We start from the raw sequence: 17,826 nt of genomic DNA on the forward strand, positions 1-17,826 counted from the left end.
CCGGGCGCGACCACAGGTGGTCGGGACTGGTCGACGCGGCTCACACCGCGCCTCCCGGCCCTCAGATGTCGAGGAACCGGACGTCCTTCGCGTTCTGCTGGATGAACTGGCGACGGGACTCGACGTCCTCGCCCATCAGCGTCGCGAAGACGCTGTCCACCGCGGCGGCGTCCTCGAGCGTGACCTGCAGGAGCGTCCGGGTGTCCGGGTTCATCGTGGTGTCCCACAGCTCCTTGTAGTCCATCTCGCCGAGGCCCTTGTAGCGCTGGATCCCGTTGTCCTTCGGGATGCGCTTGCCGGCGGCGAGGCCGGACTGCATCAGGGCGTCGCGCTCACGGTCGCTGAACACGTACTCGTGCGCCGAGTTCGACCACTTCAGGCGGTACAGCGGCGGCTGCGCGAGGTACACGTACCCGCGCTCGATGAGCGGACGCATGTAGCGGAACAGCAGGGTGAGCAGCAGCGTCGTGATGTGCTGGCCGTCCACGTCGGCATCGGCCATCAGCACGATCTTGTGGTACCGGGCCTTGTCCGGGTCGAAGTCCTCACCGATGCCGGCGCCGAACGCCGTGATCATCGACTGGATCTCCTGGTTGGCCAGGGCACGGTCGAGACGGGCCTTCTCGACGTTCAGGATCTTGCCGCGCAGCGGCAGGATGGCCTGCGTCATCGGGTTGCGACCCTGCACGGCGGAACCGCCGGCGGAGTCACCCTCGACCATGAAGATCTCGGAGACCGTCGGGTCCTTCGACTGGCAGTCCTTCAGCTTGCCGGGCATGCCGCCCGACTCGAGGAGCCCCTTGCGACGGGTGGTCTCGCGTGCCTTGCGTGCGGCGAGACGGGCCTGCGAGGCCTGGATCGCCTTGCGCACGACGTCCCGGGCCTGCGTCGGGTTGCTCTCGAACCAGTGCGTGAGCTCGGTGCCGACGACGCGCTGGACGAAGCCCTTCGCCTCGGTGTTGCCGAGCTTGGTCTTCGTCTGCCCCTCGAACTGCGGCTCGCCGAGCTTCACGGAGATGACGGCCGTCAGCCCTTCGCGGATGTCGTCACCCGTGAGGTTGTCGTCCTTCTCCTTGATGATCTTCGCCTCGCGCGCGTACTTGTTGACCAGGTACGTCAGCGCCGCGCGGAAGCCCTCTTCGTGGGTGCCGCCCTCGTGCGTGTTGATCGTGTTCGCGAAGGTGTGGACGCTCTCCTGGTAGGAGGTGTTCCACTGCATCGCGACCTCGAGCGCGATCTTGCGCTCCGGGTCCTCGGCCTCGAAGCCGATGACGTCCGGGTGCACGAGGTCGGCCTTCTTCTGTGCGTTGAGGTACTCGACGTAGTCGGCGAGCCCGCGCTCGTACAGGAAGGAGTCGTGGCGGGACTCTTCACCGTCGGCCGGGGTGCGCTCGTCCGTCAGGGTGATGCGCAGGCCCTTGTTGAGGAAGGCCATCTGCTGGAACCGCGTGCGCAGGGTCTCGTAGTCGAAGACGACCGTCTCGAAGATCTCGGCGTTCGGCCAGAACGTGATCGTGGTGCCGTGCCCGTCGTCTTCCTCGTCCTTCGACAGGGGCGCGACCGGGACGCCGTCGGTGTAGCTCTGGCGCCACACGTGGCCCTGCTGGCGGACCTCGACGTCGAGCTCGGAGCTCAGCGCGTTGACGACCGACGACCCGACGCCGTGTAGACCACCGGACACCGCGTACGCGCCGCCGCCGAACTTGCCGCCGGCGTGCAGGACGGTGAGCACGACCTGGACGGTCGAGACGCCCTCGGCAGCGTGGATCCCGACGGGGATGCCACGGCCGTTGTCGACCACGCGGACGCCGCCGTCTTCGCGGATCGTGACGTTGATCGTGTCGCAGTAGCCCGCGAGCGCCTCGTCGACGGAGTTGTCGACGATCTCCTGCACGAGGTGGTGCAGACCGCGGGGACCGGTGGACCCGATGTACATGCCCGGACGCTTCCGGACGGCTTCGAGTCCCTCGAGCACCTGGATCTGGTCTGCGCCGTACTGGGGTTCGCTCTGCGGGGTCGCCTCGCCGGACGAGTTCTCTCGGTCGTCGTCAGATCCGGATGTCATTCGAAGGTGCTCCTGCCTGCGCGCGGAACACCCGCGCACTGCACCCCCCAGTCTACCGCAGGACCCCCTCCTCCGAGGGCGGAATCGGGCCGTGGACGGCCTTTTTTCGTCCTCCCGGACGATTTCGTCGGCTCACCCGTAAGTGTCGCGAGGGCCGCGCCCCTGGACCGTCCTGGGACCGCGTTTCCAGGTGGGGGCGTCGGGGCCCGAAACCCGGATCGACTGGACGCCGGCTTCCGGGTGCCGTTCGGCGATGGTCGTCGTGATGGTGCTCCGCATCAACCGGAGCTGCGTCGCCCAGGCCGTCGAGTCGCACCGGATCACGAGGGCGCCGTCGTCGATGGTCATCGGCCGGGAGTGCTTCGCGAGCTCCTCGCCGACGACCGCGGGCCAGTCCACGAAGAGCTCCGAGCGGGCGAGGGGCTCGGTCCAGCCGAGCTCGGCGGCGAGCGAGCCGACCACGTCACCGAGCCCGGCGGGCTCTCGGCCGCGGCCGTACGGCACGGAATCGGGGTCGAGTCCCTTCATCCGGCGCCGACGCGCGTCGACGCCACGCTTCGAGGGGTCGCCGAAGACCGCGCGCAGGTGTCGGTACACCCGCGAGGGTTCGGTGGGTCGCGACGGCTTCGGCATCAGACGCCGGCCTCCGTCGCGTGGTCGTCCGTCTCCACGGTCGGACTGGAGGCGCGGCTCGGCTCCGCCTCGTCGCGCACGATCGTGCCGGCCTCGATCCGGACGGTGTGCGCCGCGAGCTGCGCGGGGACGTCGCCGAAGACCGCCGCCGTGATGAGCACCTGCTCGTAGTCGGCGACCGCGGCGGCCAGCCGTTCGCGGCGCGACTCGTCGAGCTCGGCGAACACGTCGTCGAGGATGATGATCGGGTCGCCGAGGCTCGACTCGGCGCGCAGGATCGAGGCACTCGCGAGCTGGACCGCGAGCGCGAACGACCAGGATTCGCCGTGACTGGCGTACCCACGGGCAGGTAACCCGTTGAGCTGGAAGAGCACGTCGTCCCGGTGCGGGCCGACGAGCGTCAGACCGCGGTCGAGCTCGTCCCGTCGCCGACGGTCGAGCGCCGCGCGGAAGGCCTCGCCGGCGGCGGCCACGGTGACCGGCTCGTCGGGTGTCCCGAGGACCGGGTCCGTCGCGGCCGCGTCCTCCGGGTCGCCGCCCCGGACGCTGAGGACACCGGTGATCGACGCCTCGTGCCGTTCACCGGCGACGGTCGCGTACGCCTCGGCGACGAAGGGGGCGAGGCGACGGGTGAGGTGGTCACGTGCGGCGATGATCTCGGCACCGAACGCCACGAGCCGCTCGTCCCAGACGTCGAGCGTCGCGAGCGACCCGGACTTGGCGCCGGTCGCACGCGCGGACTTCAACAGGGTGTTGCGCTGCCGGAGCGTCCGGTCGTAGTCGGCGAGGACACCCTGCATGCGTGGGGCGATCTGACCGAGCAGCTCGTCGAGCATCCGGCGCCGGCCGGCCGGTTCACCGCGGACGAGCGCGAGGTCCTCGGGCGCGAACAGCACGCTCGTGCAGTACCGCGGGAGTTCCCGCGGCTTGATCGCCGACCGGTTGACCTGCGCACGGTTCGATCCGGTGCGGTTGATCTGGACCTCGGCGAGGATGCTGCGGTCCTCGTGCGCGAGCCGGGCGCGGACGACCGCGGCGTCACAGCCCTGGCGCACGAGCGCGGCATCGGTCGGGACGCGGTGCGACCCGAGGGTGGAGAGGTAGCCGATCGCCTCGACGAGGTTCGTCTTGCCCTGTCCGTTCCGGCCGACGAACAGGTTCGGCCCGCGTGCGAGGTCGACCTCGGCCTCCCGGTAGTTCCGGAAGTCCGTGAGTTGCAGGTGGTCGACGTGCACGCGGGCCGAGACGAGCTCAGGTGGTTACCTGAGCTACGCCTTCTTGACGGCGTGGCCGCCGAACTGGTTGCGGAGCGCCGCGACGGCCTTCATCGTCGGGGAATCGCTGCCCTGACGCGAGACGAAGCGGGCGAACATGGCTGCCGAGAGCGCGGGCATCGGGACCGCGAGCTCGATCGCCTCTTCGAGGGTCCAGCGCCCCTCGCCCGAGTCGTCGACGTAGCCCTCGAGCTCGTCGAGCTTCGGGTCCTCGTTGATCGCGAGGACGAGGAGGTCGAGGAGCCAGGAACGGACGACCGTGCCACGCTGCCAGCCGGCGAAGACCGCCGGGACGTCGTGGACGATGTCCTTCGCCTCGAGGAGCTCGTAGCCCTCGCCGTACGCCTGCATGATCGCGTACTCGATGCCGTTGTGGACCATCTTCGCGTAGTGGCCCGCGCCGACGCCGCCGGCGTGCGAGAAGCCCTCTTCGCGCGGGCCCTCGGGACGGAGCGCGTCGAAGACGGGCATGGCGAACTCGACGTCCTCGGGGGCGCCGCCCACCATGAGGCCGTAGCCGTTCTCCTTGCCCCAGACGCCGCCCGAGACGCCGGCGTCCATGTAGCGGATGCCCTTGGCGTCGAGCTGCTTGGCGTGCACCTCGTCGTCGAGCCACTTCGAGTTGCCACCGTCGATCACGAGGTCACCCGCGCTCAGGACGTTCGACAGGTCGGTGATCACGTCGTCGGTGATCTTGCCGTGCGGGACCATGACCCACACGAGCTTCTTGCCCTCGGGCAGTGCGGCGGCGAGCGCGCCGAGGTCGGCGACGTCGGACACGGCGGGGTTCGCGTCGTAGCCGGTGACCTCGATGCCTGCGTTGCGGAGACGGGCACGCATGTTGTTGCCCATGCGACCGAGGCCGACAAGACCGATGTGCATGATTTCCTCTTCTGTTCGTCGTCGCGCTGATGCTGCTGGGAGCGCGTCAGCGCAGTGTTCGGCTGTTGCGCTTACCGCAGCAGGAGATTGGGCTGCAGCAGGTACCGGTATCCGTCCGCCGCCGGGGCCTCCTGCGAGGTCTGGCCGGTGATGAGCACCGGTCCCGGCTTGTTGGGGTTCTCCGTCTTGGTGAAGGAGATCCGGACGAACTCGGAGTGCACCGCGTTCAACCCGTCCAGGAGGAAGGCGGGCTTCAGCGAGACCACCGTTTCCTCACCGGTCAGCAACGCACTGATCGACTCTGACGCCTGCGCTTGTTCGGAACCGATCGCTTCGAGCGTGAGCCCGTCGACCGTGAAGGAGAACCGGAGGGCTGCTTCGCGCTCCAGGACGAGGGAGACCCGTCGGACCGCCTCGACCAGTTCCGCGGTGTTGATCACCGCGTGGTCCTGGACGGTCTCGGGGAAGAGCCGGCGGACCGGCGGGTAGTTGCCCTTGATGAGCAGCGACGTGACGGTCTTGTCGTCCGCGTGGAACGCGATGAGCTCGCGGTCGGACGAGCCGCTGATCGACACCGACACCGTGGAGGCCGAGCCGAAGGTGCGGCCCACCTCCTGCAGGGTGCGGGCGGGGACGAGTGCGTGCAGCGGGTCCGACCCGACGCGGCCCGAGTCCCAGGCGATGGTGCGGACGGCCACGCGGTAGCGGTCCGTCGCGATGAGGGACAGGTCGTTGTCCCCGACCTCGAGCTGCACGCCGGTGATGACCGGGGTGACGTCGTCGCGACTGGCGGCGACCGCGACCTGCGAGACGGCCTCGGAGAACGCGTCGCCGGGGATCACGCCGGTCTGCTCACCGATCTCCGGGAGCGTCGGGTACTCCTCGACCGGCATGGACAGCAGCGTGAAGTGCGCCGAGCCGCAGGTCACCGAGATCTTGGAGTCCTCGGTGGTGAAGGTGACCGGGGCGTTCGGCAGACGGCTCGCGATGTCGTTCAGGAGCCGGCCGGAGACGAGCACGGTGCCGGGTTCGTCGATCTGCGCCGCGATGGACGTCTGCGCCGAGACCTCGTAGTCGAACGACGAGAGCGTGAGTCGATCGCCGTCCGCGTGGATCAGGACGCCCGAGAGGATCGGGAGGGTCGTGCGCTGTGGGAGGAGCTTCACCGCGAAGGAGACGGCTTCGGAGAAGACGTCCCGGTTGACCTCGAACTTCACAGCTGGAACCCCTGTCGATCGGTTGGACTGTCCGGCCGCCCCATTGTGGCACAGCCCGACCGGGCCCGGATTTCTTGTCATCCCGCCGTCCACAAGGTTGGCCCGCTGAGATCAATCGTTAACCAGGAGTAATCGTGTTAACGCCTGTGCACACTGTGGACAACTCTGTTGAGACCGCTTGTCCACAGGGAACTACACACGTGTGAGTTGTGAGTGGTGTGTGGGGGACGTCTGGATGAATGAATCTCATCTATCCACTTCCATCCCCAGTCTCCACAGGTGACCCCTCCGCTGTGTACAACCGACCGGCGTGTCCTCCACAGTTATCCACAGGCTTTCCACACTGTGTGAAGTCCGGCGCATGGAACCGTCTCAGATGGTGGATGCGCGCGGAGACAGGCCGATCTGACGGTCGTCAGCCGCGCCTCCAGGCCCGTACCAGATGTGCCGAGCGCGACGCAACGCGCGCGTCGAGGCACGTCAGCGGTAGCGGCGGTCCTGCTTGATCCGGCTGGTCAGCTCGGTGACCTGGTTGTAGATCGAGCGGCGCTCCTTCATGAGCTCCGTGATCTTCTTGTTCGCGTACATGACCGTCGTGTGGTCGCGGTTGCCGAACAGCTGGCCGATCTTCGGCAGCGACAGGCTCGTCATCTCACGGCAGAGGTACATCGCGATCTGGCGGGCGGTCGCGATCGCCTGCGAGCGGGAGGACCCGTAGAGGTCGTCGACCGAGAGCTTGAAGTACTCCGCGGTGTGGTTGATGATGTCCGTCGGCGCGATCACGTTGTCGTCGTCGAGCGTGATCAGGTCCTTGAGCACGGTCTGCACGAGCGCCATGTCGACGGCCGTCCGGTTGAGGCTCGCGAACGCGGTGACGCGGATGAGCGTCCCCTCGAGCTCCCGGATGTTGCTCGACACCTTCGAGGCCATGAACTCGAGGATGTCGTCCGGCACCTGCAGGTGGTCGGACTGCGCCTTCTTGCGGAGGATCGCGATGCGCGTCTCGAGGTCAGGCGCCTGCACGTCCGTGATGAGGCCCCACTCGAAGCGGGAGCGCATCCGGTCCTCGAAGCCGGTCAGGTGCTTCGGCGCGACGTCGGAGGTGATGACCACCTGCTTGTTGTGGTCGTGCAGGGTGTTGAACGTGTGGAAGAACGCCTCCTGCGTGGAGTCCTTGCCCTGCAGGAACTGGATGTCGTCGATCAGCAGGATGTCGATGTCGCGGTACCGCTGCTGGAACTGGTTCGACCGGTTGTTCGCGATCGAGTTGATGAAGTCGTTGGTGAACTCCTCGCTCGACACGTACCGCACCCGGATGCCCGGGTAGAGGCTCTCGGCGTAGTGGCCGATCGCGTGCAGGAGGTGGGTCTTGCCGAGGCCGGAGTCGCCGTAGATGAACAGCGGGTTGTAGGCCTTGGCCGGCGCCTCGGCGACCGCGACCGCAGCGGCGTGGGCGAACCGGTTCGACGAGCCGATGACGAAGTTGTCGAAGTTGTACTTGGGGTTGAGCCGGGACTCGGGGCGACCGCTGGTGCCCGGGGAGTCGATCTGACTGGGGACGAACGGTGCCTCGATGTACTGCCGTGGCGCCGCGCTCTGCTCGACCGCTCCCTGGACGGGCTCGGCGTACTCGGGCACGTTGGTCGCGACCGGGGCGTCCACCCGGGGTTCGGACGCCATGTCGGGGTTCACCGTGATGGCGAAGTTCGCGACGGCGTCGTCGCCGATCCGCGAGACGGCCTCGGTGATCGGGATCCGGATCCGCTGCTCGAGCATGCCGCGGGTGAGGTCGTTCGGCACCTCGAGGTAGAGCGTGCCGGCGAGGACGCCCTTCGGTTCGACGAGGTTGAGGAAGCCGTGCAGCTGCGGGGTGATGCGGTCGTCCTCCGAGAGGAGTCCGAGGACCGATGACCAGAGGTCCTCGACGGGGTCGGCCGGCATCGTCATGTCGCGCTCGTCTCCTGGTCTCGTGTCGTGCTCGTCGTCGGTGCTCGTCGCACCGGGGGTGGGTGGTCCGTTCCCGGGACGTGCCCGGGCGGCGTCGACCGTCGGATCGGTCCTGGCGGGTCGTCGTGTGCCCGGACGGCTGCTTCGACGGCCCGGACGCGTGTCGTCCCGCATGGTGGTCCACAGGGTTGTCCACAGTCTTGTCCACGACCGCCGCGAGCCGCACGGCGAAGAGACTCCCCCGTCGTACCGGGCCGCTGGCCGGTCGATCACCCCACTGTAAAGGACCGGAGCGCGTCGTACCGAACGCACGTTTTCCCCAATGTGGATAATGAACGTGCGCTGGGTGCCCGCTGCCGCGCCGCGGCGCCCGTTTGACCTGCTCGCCCCTGTCACGTACCGTTAACCAGTTGACTGCGGCCGTCCGGTCGCGCCCATCTGCGTCGTTCGGCACCGAGCGACGACACATACGTGACGGCTCGCCGCGAGCAGCCGTGTGGAGATCATCATGAGCAAGCGCACCTTCCAGCCGAACAACCGTCGCCGCGCCAAGAAGCACGGCTTCCGTGCCCGCATGCGCACTCGCGCCGGCCGCGCCATCCTGGCCGCCCGTCGCTCCAAGGGCCGCACCGAGCTCAGCGCCTGATCAGGCTCCCCGCCTGATCTCGTCCTCCGGTCCCGACTCGTGTTGGCCCGTGCCAACCGGATCGTCCGTGGTGACGACTACCGGTCCGTCGTGCGTCGTGGTCGCAGAAGCGCCACGGCGCACGCCGTCGTATCGGTGGTCCGTCGTCCGTCGGACGACTCATCGAGCGGTGCCGGTCCGACGCGGTTCGGGTTCATCGTCGCGAAGACGGTCGGCAACGCCGTGACCCGGAACCTGGTCCGGCGTCGCCTCAAGGCGATCGCGCACGGACTCCTCGTCGACATCCCCGACGGGTACGACGTGGTGGTCCGCGCACTGCCAGCCGCTGCGCAGGCCGGATGGCCTACCCTGCTCGAAGACGTCTCGCGCTCCTGTGCGCGTGGTGTGGAGAAGGCAGCATGAACCGCAACCTCTGGACCCGGCTCGCCTGGGCCGTCGCGTTGCTCCCGCGCAACGTGTGCGTCATCGTGCTGCGCGCGTACCGTGCCGTGATCTCACCGCTCTACGGCAACGTCTGTCGGTACCACCCCTCGTGCTCCCGGTACGCGCTCGAGGCGATCCAGCAGTACGGCGTCGTGCGCGGATCCGCCATGGGCGCATGGCGCATCGCACGCTGCAACCCCTGGGCAGCCGGGGGCATCGACGACGTCCGGGCACGACGTCGCCCCTACGACGTCAACCGGTTCGGGTTCGTGCTCGCACCGACCCAGCCGCAGCCGCAGCCCACGGGTGGTCCCACCCGCCCGGTCCTGCTCTCCCAGCGCACTCGAAAGGCGTGACAGTCCCCATGGACCTCGGATTCATCGGAACGATCCTCTGGCCGCTCAAGTGGGTGGTCTCGGCCATCCTCGTGGGCTTCCACTGGATCTTCGAGAGCATCGGCATGGACCCCGGAGCGGGCATCACCTGGGTGCTCTCCATCATCTTCCTGACCTTCGTGGTGCGTGCCGCGCTCATCCCGATCTTCGTGCGGCAGATCAAGTCGCAGCGACGCATGCTCGAGGTGGCGCCGCAGCTGAAGAAGATCCAGGAGAAGTACAAGGGCAAGAAGGACCAGTTCTCGCGTGAGGCAATGAGCCGCGAGACCATGGCCCTCTACAAGGAGACCGGGACGAACCCGCTGAGCTCCTGCCTCCCGCTGCTGATCCAGATGCCGATCTTCTTCTCGCTGTACTCGGTGCTGCACGAGGCGCAGATCAACAAGACCGGCATCGGCCTGCTGACGAACGACCTCGCCGCGTCGTTCGGCAACGCATCGCTCTTCGGTGCCCCCCTGCACGAGACGTTCACGAACGCCTCCGGCTGGGAGGTCCGGGTCATCGCCGGCTTCATGATCGTCGTGATGACCGCGTCGCAGTTCATCACCCAGCTGCAGCTCGTCGCGAAGAACATGTCCCCGGAGACCAAGGAGTCTCCGATGTACCGCCAGCAGAAGATGATGCTGTACATCCTCCCGCTGGTGTTCGTCATCTCCGGTCTGTCGTTCCCCCTCGGCGTCATGTTCTACTGGCTCGCCTCGAACGTCTGGACGATGGCGCAGCAGTACTTCGTCATCCGCAGCATGCCGACGCCCGGCTCCGAGGCAGCACTCGCCCGTGAGGCCCGCCTCGCGAAGAAGGCGCAGCGCCGCGGTGCGGCCACGCCCGTCCTCGCCGAGGCCGGCGCGGGTGCCGGTGCCGCCGAGATCGAGGCCGTCCGCGTGACGACCCAGCGCCAGCAGCCGGTCGGGAAGAACCGTGCCAAGAAGAACGGGAAGAAGTAAGTGACCGAGCAGGACACCGCGGCCGCCGTGGACACCACCGTCGACACCGCGACCGTCGATGACGACGCCCGCGACGAGGCCGACATCGCGGCGGACTACATCGAGGAACTCCTCGACATCTGCGACCTCGACGGCGACATCGAGATCGAGGAGCGCGCGGGTCGTGTGTACCTCTCGGTCACGGACGAGGGCGACGCGCTCCGCGTGCTGTCGAAGCCGGACACGGTGTCGGCGCTGCAGGAGCTGACCCGGATCGCGGTGCAGGCCGAGACCGGTGAGTTCAGCCGTCTGATCCTGGACGTCGGAGGCTCGCGTGACGCTCGTGCGTCGGAGCTGCAGCGGCTCGTCGACACCGCCATCGAGCGCATCGAGGCGGGGTCGAGCTCGGCCGCGCTCCCCGCGATGTCGTCGTACGAGCGCAAGCTGGTCCACGACCTCGTCGCCGAGAAGGGCTTCCACTCGGAGTCCGAGGGTGAGGGTCGGGACCGCCACACGGTCGTCACCCGATGACGGACACCGCACCGCCCGTGCTCGAGGCGGAGCCGGCGGCTGCGGCGACCCTGTTCGGTGACCGCATCGACCTCGCCCGGTCGTTCACCGGTGAGCTCGCTCGACGCGGCGAAGAGCTCGGCCTCATCGGCCCGCTCGAGCTACCCCGCCTCTGGACTCGACACATCCTCAATTCTGCGGTCCTCGCGCCGCTCCTGGAGGAACGGGGCCGGGTTGCGGACGTCGGCTCCGGCGCGGGACTCCCCGGCCTGGTAGTGGCGATCGCTCGCCCGGACGTGCACCTCACGCTCATCGAGCCGATGGAGCGCCGGGTGGACTGGCTCACGACGGAAGCCGGACGCCTCGGGCTCGACAACGTGGAGGTCGTCCGTGCTCGCGCCGAGGACGTCGCGGACGAGATCGTCGTCGACCAGGTCACCGCGCGCGCGGTGAGTGCACTGTCCAAGCTCATTCCACTGACGGTCCCGCTCGTCCGGTCGGGTGGTCAGCTCATCCTCATGAAGGGTGCCCGCGTCGAGGACGAGATGGAGAAGGCCCGCAAGGTCATCCTCCGGAAGCGTCTGACCGATGTCGAGGTGCTCGAGCTCGGAGTCGGTGTGGTCGAGGAGACCACACGCGTCTTCCGGGCTACAGTTGACTGACGCTGCGGCTCGGGCCGGTTCCACCGGCCGCCAGTGGCTCCGCGTTCCACGTGAAACACTGAACCGGGGAAGAGGCACTCGTTGAGTTCATCGACCGATTACGACGCGTCGACACCGCTCGCTCGCGAGATCGCCGACCTGAACCGTCGCCGTCGGGCGATCGCGAAGCAGCAGTTCCCGCTGCCGGCGACGACGCGGGTGTTCACGGTGTCGAACCAGAAGGGCGGCGTCGGGAAGACCACGACGACGGTCAACCTCGCTGCCGCGCTGGCGCATGGAGGGGCCCGCGTCCTCGTGATCGACCTCGATCCGCAGGGGAACGCGTCCACGGCGCTCGGGGTGAACCACCAGGCCGAGGTCCCGAGCATCTACGACGTGATCGTCGACGAGGCACCGATCGCCGACACGGTGCAGCGCTCCCCCGAGTCGGACACGCTCTGGTGCGTGCCGGCGACCATCCACCTGGCCGGCGCCGAGATCGAACTCGTCTCGCTGGTCGCTCGCGAGCAGCGCCTGCGCACCGCGCTGGACCAGTACCTCGAGTCCCTCGACGAGCCGTACCACTACGTGTTCATCGACTGCCCGCCGTCCCTCGGGCTGCTCACGATCAATGCCTTCGTCGCCGCGCGCGAGGTGCTCATCCCGATCCAGTGCGAGTACTACGCACTCGAGGGCCTGAGCCAGCTGCTGCGGAACATCGAGCTCATCGAACGGCACCTCAACCCGAAGCTCGCGGTGTCGACGATCCTCCTGACGATGTACGACAGCCGCACGAACCTGTCGAACCAGGTCGCGGCGGATGTCCGGGAACACTTCGGGCAGCAAGTGCTGCAGGCGGTCATTCCCCGGTCGGTCCGCGTGAGCGAGGCACCGAGCTACGGGCAGAGCGTGGTCGCGTACGACGTCAACTCCACCGGGTCGCTCTCCTACCTGGAAGCAGCAGCCGAGATCGCAGCACGAGGAGCACAGCACTGATGGCACCGAAGCGAACTGGACTCGGGCGGGGTATCGGAGCCCTCATCCCCACGACGTCCGAGCAGCAGGACCGGCCCGTCGACGTCTTCTTCCCGACGGGTGGGTCTCCGGCGTCCGCGCCGGTCGTGGACGGGGCCACCGCCGAGGAGCTCGTCGCCGTCCCCGGAGCGCGTCTCGCCAACCTGAACCCGCTCGACGTTGTGCCGAACGCGCACCAGCCGCGTAAGGAGTTCCGCGAGGAGGAGCTCCAGGAGCTGGTGCACTCGATCCGTGAGATCGGTGTCCTGCAGCCCATCGTCGTGCGTCCGATCGCCGGCGCGACCGGTACGGAGCCGCAGTACGAGCTGATCATGGGTGAGCGCCGACTGCGGGCCACCAAGGAGCTCGGGCTCAGCACGATCCCCGCGATCGTCAAGGACACTCCGGATGACGCGATGCTCCGTGACGCGCTGCTGGAGAATTTGCACCGCGCAAACCTCAACCCGCTCGAGGAGGCATCGGCGTACCAACAGCTCCTCGCGGACTTCGGCATCACCCAGGAGCAGCTCGCGCAGCGGATCGGTCGCTCGCGGCCGCAGATCACCAACACCATCCGTCTGCTGCGGCTCCCCTCCCCCGTGCAGCGCCGTGTGGCGGCCGGTGTCCTCTCGGCCGGCCACGCGCGGGCCATCCTCGCAGCGCCCGATGCCGAGGCGATGGAGTACCTCGCCGAGAAGATCGTGAACGAGGACCTGTCGGTGCGAGCGGCGGAGTCGATCGCCCAGCAGCTGTCTGCGAAGACACCGGTGAAGCCGAAGGCCGAGCCTTCCAAGCGGCAGCTGCACTTCAACGACTTGGCGGATCGCCTGGGCGACCGGCTGAACACCCGGGTGAAGATCGCCGTGGGCGCGCGCAAGAGCTCGGTGACGATCGACTTCGCGAACGGTGAGGATCTGAACCGGATCCTGGCCGAGCTCGGCATCGAGGACGTCGCAGGCTGATCCCGCACCCTCAACGGCACGGGTGGTGAGCTGACTCACTCTGGGAAGCCGTGTGCGGCTGTTTAACGGGAGTCTGCGGCACTCGCGGTGCCGGGCCTAGGTGGGGTGCTGTTCCTCGCGGAGACGGCTGCGTGTGGCTCCGCTCCGGGGCTGCAGCGGCGCGGAACGGGAAGACTGGAGCACCTCTGCTGTCAGCGCGCCGTGCGCGTGAGCGCCGACGTTTCACGTGGAACATCGACGACGGTCGTCGGGTCACGCGTCACTGGCAAGGCGGGATGGCCGGCGAGGGCTCGTGGCTGGCGCAAGCGAGTACGGGTGCGGCTGCCTCGAACCGAGGGTCATCGCGGGCGGCGCACATCGGTAGACCCAGATCCGGGCGGCTGAACCGAGACAGAGTTTCGACCATGTTGCCCGGAAGTGGATCGCTGGATGCGCACGTGGCGGCTGATCGCTGGACGGCGCGGGTGGAGCGGACCGAGATGGACTGTGCGACCGCGACCAAACGACGTTCGCCCTCGGTTTCGGGCACCGAGTGGACCGCCCCGACTGACACGGTGATCCTTGGATGCCCGTAGCGTGGGACGTCGTGCTTCCTTCCGTCTCCGGAGGTTCTCTGCGCGCGATGTCGTAGGCCGATGCCGACAGTGCATGTGCTGGCTTGGTCCTGGAAGGACCATGCTGGGCTGGCGCCGTGGTCTGGACGTTCAGTCTGGACCGGGCGCAGTACAGGTCTGCTCTGAGTCGGCGCATCAGTCGAGGTTCGGACTGTGCCCGCTGCGTTGATGGCGTGGCAAGGAAGCCGAGACGCACGCTCCTCGCAAGGCCCTAGCGGCGGTGTTCCACGTGGAACACTGCGCGGAGCTTCCACAACCCGACGGCCGCGAAGATCGGCTTCACGAGGGCCATCTCCCCGAACCGATGGTCCTCGGCGGACACCAACGCCGCAGCACGGTCCGGATACTGGCGCCGGAAGTACGTGCGTGCCTTCTCGGCGTGCAACCCGTTCGAGGCGAATGCGACCTGATCCGCAGCATCGATCCATGGCCCGGCGTTCGGCACGTTCTCCCAGGTGGACGTACTGTCGGCCTCGACCGACACATCGCCATCCCACCCGAGGGCAGCGGTGATGTGATCCCGGAGGAGCGTGGCCTCCGCGATGGGGCCTCGGACCGCTCCCCCGCTGCAGAGGATGCTCGCGGACGCCCCCGCCGCGCGAGCGCGACCAGCCGTTCGGACGGCGATCCGGGCCCGCCACCGGTTGACCATGTTGATGCGGGTCCCGCGGTTCCCGAACCCCAGGACGACCACCACGAGGCGCGACCCCGGTGCTGGCAGCGGGAGCTTCGCCGCTCGACGGGCAGCGCGAGCATGGACGACCTCTCCGCCGGCGATGACCGAGAGTCCGACCGCTGCAGCGAGCACCACCGCGGATGTTCCACGTGGAACATTGATTCTTCGGTGCGACAGACGCCTACGGCCGGTGATCGCGGATCGCCTGCTCGGCCAGCTCGGCATAGGTCCATCCCAGATCGAAGCCGGATGCCGACAGGGCCTGCGGGACCAGGGACGTCTCGGTGAGACCCGGGAGCACGTTGGCCTCGAGGAACCACGGGGTCCCGGCCGCGTCGATGATCAGGTCGACACGCGAGATGTGGCGGAGGCCAAGGGCCTCGTGGGCGGCGATCGCTGCGGACGAGACTGCGGCGGCGTACTCATCGGACAGTCGAGCCGGGGTGTAGAACGTCGTCTCGCCGGCGTTGTAGCGAGCCTCGAATCCGTAGATGCCACTACGCGGGACGATCTCGACGGCGGAGAGTGCCACGGGGCCGTCGCCGGTGTCGATGATGCCGACCGCGACCTCGGTCCCCCGGATGAGCTGCTCGACCACGACGTCATCGCAGTAGGTGTACGCGGTCACCATGGCCCGCGGGAGGTCGTTGACGTCGTCGACGAGCGTGACGCCCTGCGCGCTGCCACCCCGAGCGGGCTTTACCGCGAGCGGCACCGGATGCTCGCCGGCGATGCTCTCGAGCACCCCGACGGCACCGAGTTCCCGGAAGACGTCGTGGGACAGCGTGACGGACCGCGGCGTGCGGACACCCGCGCGGGCGACCAGTGCCGACGCAGTCGGCTTGTCCCATGCCAGGCGGGCCGACGTCGAACGTGAGCCGACGAAGGGGATGTCGAGCGCCTCCAGGATGCCCCGCAGAGCACCGTCTTCACCCGAAGCGCCGTGCAGAGCCGGCCAGACGACGTCCGGGCGGGTCTCCCGCAACGTGGGGAGGAGCGACGCATCGGCGTCGCGCAGATCGACCTGCCAGCCGTACCCGGTGAGGGAATCCGCGACGCGGCGGCCGGAGCGCAGGGACACGTCACGCTCGTGCGAGATCCCTCCCGCGACGACGACGACGTGACGGCGGGTGAGCTCGGCCATGCGGATGGACCTCCGGTACTGCGGGTGGAACGTGGAAAAGTGCTGATCAGGAGATGTTCGGCGGCGGAGCGCTCACCGAGGAGGTCGGCCGGACGACACTGGTCGGCCGCGTCGCGGGCCCGAAGGTCTCGATCAGTTCCAGCTCGTCGTTCACCACGTTGGCGAGGCGCTTCACACCGACGCGGATCTGCTCCGGCGTCGGGTAGCAGAACGACAGACGGATGTGTCCGCCGCCGCGGCCGTCGGCGTAGAAGGCGGTCCCCGGGGTGTAGGCGACGAGCTCTTTCACCGCGCGCGGCAGCATGCCCTTCGAGTCGAGCGACTCCGGCAGGGTGAGCCAGACGAAGAACCCGCCGTTCGGCTTCGTCCACGAGAGGTCCGGCAGGAACTCCCCCAGGGCCGACAGCATCGCGTCACGACGTTCGGCGTAGAGCCCGCGGAACGTGTCCACCTGGCCCTTCCAGTCGGCGGCGTCGAGGTAGGCGTTGACCACGTACTGCCCGAAGGAGTTCGGGGCGAGGACGGCCGACTCGTTGGCGAGGACGAGCTTCTCGCGGATCGCGTGCGGAGCGAGGGCCCACCCGACGCGGAAGCCCGGTGCGAGGGTCTTCGAGAAGGAGCCGAGGTACACCACGCCCTCTTCGTCGATCGAGCGGATCGCCTGCGGGGCCGGCTCGTCGAACCAGAGGAGCCCGTACGGGTTGTCCTCGAGCACGAGGATGTTGTTCGACCGGCAGATGTCGAGGATCTCGATGCGACGCTCGCGGCTGAGGGTCACGCCGGCCGGGTTGTGGAAGTTCGGGATCGTGTAGAGGAACTTGATCCGCTTGCCCTGGGTGCGGAGGTTCGCGATCGCCTCGCGCAGCGCCTCGGGCACGAGGCCGTTCTCGTCGGTGGTGACGTGCACCGTCTCGGCCTGGTACGAGCGGAAGACGCCGATCGCACCGACGTAGGACGGCGATTCGGCGAGCACGACGTCACCCGGGTCGATGAACAGCCGCGTGACGAGGTCCAGCGCGTGCTGCGAGCCCGTGGTCACGACGACGTCCTCGGCGCTGGCACGGATGCCTTCGAGGCTCATCACGTCGACGATGTGCTCGCGCAGCGACCGCAGCCCCTGCCCGCCGCCGTACTGCAGCGCCATGGCGGCGTCCTCGGCCATCACACGGTCCAGGGAGCCCGTGACGAGCTCTCTCGGCAGCGCGGAGACGTACGGCATGCCGCCGGCCAGCGAGACCACCTCGGGGCGGGAGGCGACGGCGAACAGGGCTCGGACCTCGGAGGCACTCAGCCCGGCGGTGCGCTGGGCGTAGGAGTCGTACCAGGGGTCGAGGCTGTTGCCGTTCGTCATCTTGGCTCCGTTCCAGCGGGACGAGCCCGCCACTCACATTCCCGCCACACTACGACATCGACCCCGGGAACCCGGGCCCCGCGACGGGGCCGATCCTGAAGCAGTGGCCCGGAACGCCAGAACGGCCCCGCACCCGGTGGGGTGCAGGGCCGTTCGCGGTGGGTCAGACGACTACGCGAGGAACTCCGCGAGGTCGGCCTCGAGCGCCGGCTTCGGCTTCGCGCCGATGACGGTCTTGACGACCTCGCCGCCCTTGAAGACCTTCATCGCGGGGATCGAGGTGATCTGGTAGTTCATGGCCGACTGGGGGTTGTCGTCCACGTTGAGCTTCACGATCTCGATCTTGCCGGCGTGCTCCTCGGCGATCTGGTCGAGGATCGGCGAGACCGCGCGACACGGGCCGCACCACTCGGCCCAGAAGTCGACGAGGATCGTCTTGTCGGACTTGAGGACCTCGTCCGAGAAGGTGGCGTCGGTGACTGCCTTGGCGTTGGACATGTGTGCTCCTT

18 protein-coding genes are annotated in these 17,826 nt (G+C 68.2%); 8 read left to right on the forward strand and 10 right to left on the reverse strand.

Annotated features, from left to right (window positions below):
- Positions 1–61 precede the first annotated feature (61 nt).
- The 6 genes from gyrB to dnaA form a co-directional block, all read right to left on the reverse strand.
- Positions 62–2,065, reverse strand: coding sequence for a DNA topoisomerase (ATP-hydrolyzing) subunit B (gene gyrB, locus ACNQOV_RS00740; protein ID WP_402266054.1), 2,004 nt, complete (start codon positions 2,063–2,065; stop codon positions 62–64).
- A 132-nt stretch (positions 2,066–2,197) separates the two neighbouring features.
- Entirely contained in the window at positions 2,198–2,698 is a 501-nt protein-coding gene (locus ACNQOV_RS00745) for a DUF721 domain-containing protein (protein WP_416392950.1), read from the reverse strand.
- Positions 2,698–3,933, reverse strand: coding sequence for a DNA replication/repair protein RecF (gene recF, locus ACNQOV_RS00750; protein ID WP_402266057.1), 1,236 nt, complete (start codon positions 3,931–3,933; stop codon positions 2,698–2,700). Before recF ends, ACNQOV_RS00745 begins: the two co-directional genes overlap by 1 nt.
- A 33-nt stretch (positions 3,934–3,966) precedes the next feature.
- Positions 3,967–4,854, reverse strand: coding sequence for a phosphogluconate dehydrogenase (NAD(+)-dependent, decarboxylating) (gene gnd / locus ACNQOV_RS00755; protein ID WP_022908034.1), 888 nt, complete (start codon positions 4,852–4,854; stop codon positions 3,967–3,969).
- Positions 4,855–4,925: 71 nt separating this feature from the next.
- Positions 4,926–6,071 (reverse strand): DNA polymerase III subunit beta, encoded by a 1,146-nt coding sequence (gene dnaN / locus ACNQOV_RS00760; protein WP_022908035.1) that lies wholly within the window; start codon positions 6,069–6,071, stop codon positions 4,926–4,928.
- A 480-nt stretch (positions 6,072–6,551) separates the two neighbouring features.
- Entirely contained in the window at positions 6,552–8,018 is a 1,467-nt protein-coding gene (dnaA, locus tag ACNQOV_RS00765) for a chromosomal replication initiator protein DnaA (RefSeq protein WP_402266061.1), read from the reverse strand.
- Positions 8,019–8,526: 508 nt separating this feature from the next.
- Here dnaA and rpmH point away from each other — a divergent pair.
- From rpmH to ACNQOV_RS00805, 8 genes are all read left to right on the forward strand, one after another.
- Complete coding sequence (rpmH, locus tag ACNQOV_RS00770) at positions 8,527–8,664, forward strand: 50S ribosomal protein L34 (protein WP_019181680.1); 138 nt, start codon at positions 8,527–8,529, stop codon at positions 8,662–8,664.
- A gap of 39 nt (positions 8,665–8,703) precedes the next feature.
- Positions 8,704–9,066, forward strand: coding sequence for a ribonuclease P protein component (gene rnpA, locus ACNQOV_RS00775; RefSeq protein ID WP_416392951.1), 363 nt, complete (start codon positions 8,704–8,706; stop codon positions 9,064–9,066).
- Positions 9,063–9,443, forward strand: coding sequence for a membrane protein insertion efficiency factor YidD (gene yidD, locus ACNQOV_RS00780; RefSeq protein WP_402266065.1), 381 nt, complete (start codon positions 9,063–9,065; stop codon positions 9,441–9,443). The genes rnpA and yidD overlap by 4 nt, the downstream gene beginning before the upstream one ends.
- Positions 9,444–9,451: 8 nt before the next feature.
- Complete coding sequence (yidC, locus tag ACNQOV_RS00785; protein ID WP_022907099.1) at positions 9,452–10,426, forward strand: membrane protein insertase YidC; 975 nt, start codon at positions 9,452–9,454, stop codon at positions 10,424–10,426.
- Positions 10,427–10,936 carry a protein jag gene (locus tag ACNQOV_RS00790; RefSeq protein ID WP_022907098.1) on the forward strand — a complete coding sequence of 170 codons (510 nt, stop codon included), beginning with the start codon at positions 10,427–10,429 and terminating at the stop codon, positions 10,934–10,936.
- Positions 10,933–11,577: a 16S rRNA (guanine(527)-N(7))-methyltransferase RsmG gene (gene rsmG, locus ACNQOV_RS00795; RefSeq protein WP_416392952.1), complete on the forward strand. Its 645-nt coding sequence runs from the start codon at positions 10,933–10,935 to the stop codon at positions 11,575–11,577. Before ACNQOV_RS00790 ends, rsmG begins: the two co-directional genes overlap by 4 nt.
- A gap of 81 nt (positions 11,578–11,658) precedes the next feature.
- On the forward strand, positions 11,659–12,552 hold the full coding sequence (locus tag ACNQOV_RS00800) for a ParA family protein (protein ID WP_022907096.1): 894 nt from the start codon (positions 11,659–11,661) through the stop codon (positions 12,550–12,552).
- On the forward strand, positions 12,552–13,532 hold the full coding sequence (locus ACNQOV_RS00805) for a ParB/RepB/Spo0J family partition protein (RefSeq protein ID WP_022907095.1): 981 nt from the start codon (positions 12,552–12,554) through the stop codon (positions 13,530–13,532). Before ACNQOV_RS00800 ends, ACNQOV_RS00805 begins: the two co-directional genes overlap by 1 nt.
- A gap of 825 nt (positions 13,533–14,357) precedes the next feature.
- On the opposite strand, the gene ACNQOV_RS00810 is transcribed toward ACNQOV_RS00805, so the two are convergent.
- From ACNQOV_RS00810 to trxA, 4 genes are all read right to left on the reverse strand, one after another.
- A complete protein-coding gene (locus tag ACNQOV_RS00810) occupies positions 14,358–15,047 on the reverse strand; it encodes an ElyC/SanA/YdcF family protein (RefSeq protein WP_416392953.1) in 690 nt (229 codons plus the stop codon).
- Entirely contained in the window at positions 15,004–15,966 is a 963-nt protein-coding gene (locus tag ACNQOV_RS00815) for a D-alanine--D-alanine ligase family protein (protein WP_416392954.1), read from the reverse strand. Before ACNQOV_RS00815 ends, ACNQOV_RS00810 begins: the two co-directional genes overlap by 44 nt.
- A gap of 46 nt (positions 15,967–16,012) precedes the next feature.
- Positions 16,013–17,317 (reverse strand): PLP-dependent aminotransferase family protein, encoded by a 1,305-nt coding sequence (locus ACNQOV_RS00820; RefSeq protein WP_031262278.1) that lies wholly within the window; start codon positions 17,315–17,317, stop codon positions 16,013–16,015.
- Between the two features lie 171 nt (positions 17,318–17,488).
- Entirely contained in the window at positions 17,489–17,815 is a 327-nt protein-coding gene (trxA, locus tag ACNQOV_RS00825) for a thioredoxin (protein ID WP_017887828.1), read from the reverse strand.
- Positions 17,816–17,826: the final 11 nt, after the last annotated feature.

Origin of the sequence: Curtobacterium sp. LFS084 (assembly GCF_047977705.1) — a bacterium.
GTDB lineage: Bacteria > Actinomycetota > Actinomycetes > Actinomycetales > Microbacteriaceae > Curtobacterium.

What these genes read in the sequence shown, in the direction of transcription:
- gyrB (WP_402266054.1), bottom strand. Translation starts at nt 2,065, where the DNA reads ATGACATCCGGATCTGACGACGACCGAGAGAACTCGTCCGGCGAGGCG.
- ACNQOV_RS00745 (WP_416392950.1), bottom strand. Translation starts at nt 2,698, where the DNA reads ATGCCGAAGCCGTCGCGACCCACCGAACCCTCGCGGGTGTACCGACAC.
- gnd (WP_022908034.1), bottom strand. Translation starts at nt 4,854, where the DNA reads ATGCACATCGGTCTTGTCGGCCTCGGTCGCATGGGCAACAACATGCGT.
- dnaA (WP_402266061.1), bottom strand. Translation starts at nt 8,018, where the DNA reads ATGACGATGCCGGCCGACCCCGTCGAGGACCTCTGGTCATCGGTCCTC.
- rpmH (WP_019181680.1), top strand. Translation starts at nt 8,527, where the DNA reads ATGAGCAAGCGCACCTTCCAGCCGAACAACCGTCGCCGCGCCAAGAAG.
- yidD (WP_402266065.1), top strand. Translation starts at nt 9,063, where the DNA reads ATGAACCGCAACCTCTGGACCCGGCTCGCCTGGGCCGTCGCGTTGCTC.
- yidC (WP_022907099.1), top strand. Translation starts at nt 9,452, where the DNA reads ATGGACCTCGGATTCATCGGAACGATCCTCTGGCCGCTCAAGTGGGTG.
- rsmG (WP_416392952.1), top strand. Translation starts at nt 10,933, where the DNA reads ATGACGGACACCGCACCGCCCGTGCTCGAGGCGGAGCCGGCGGCTGCG.
- ACNQOV_RS00805 (WP_022907095.1), top strand. Translation starts at nt 12,552, where the DNA reads ATGGCACCGAAGCGAACTGGACTCGGGCGGGGTATCGGAGCCCTCATC.
- ACNQOV_RS00810 (WP_416392953.1), bottom strand. Translation starts at nt 15,047, where the DNA reads ATGCCGAGCTGGCCGAGCAGGCGATCCGCGATCACCGGCCGTAGGCGT.
- ACNQOV_RS00815 (WP_416392954.1), bottom strand. Translation starts at nt 15,966, where the DNA reads ATGGCCGAGCTCACCCGCCGTCACGTCGTCGTCGTCGCGGGAGGGATC.
- ACNQOV_RS00820 (WP_031262278.1), bottom strand. Translation starts at nt 17,317, where the DNA reads ATGACGAACGGCAACAGCCTCGACCCCTGGTACGACTCCTACGCCCAG.
- trxA (WP_017887828.1), bottom strand. Translation starts at nt 17,815, where the DNA reads ATGTCCAACGCCAAGGCAGTCACCGACGCCACCTTCTCGGACGAGGTC.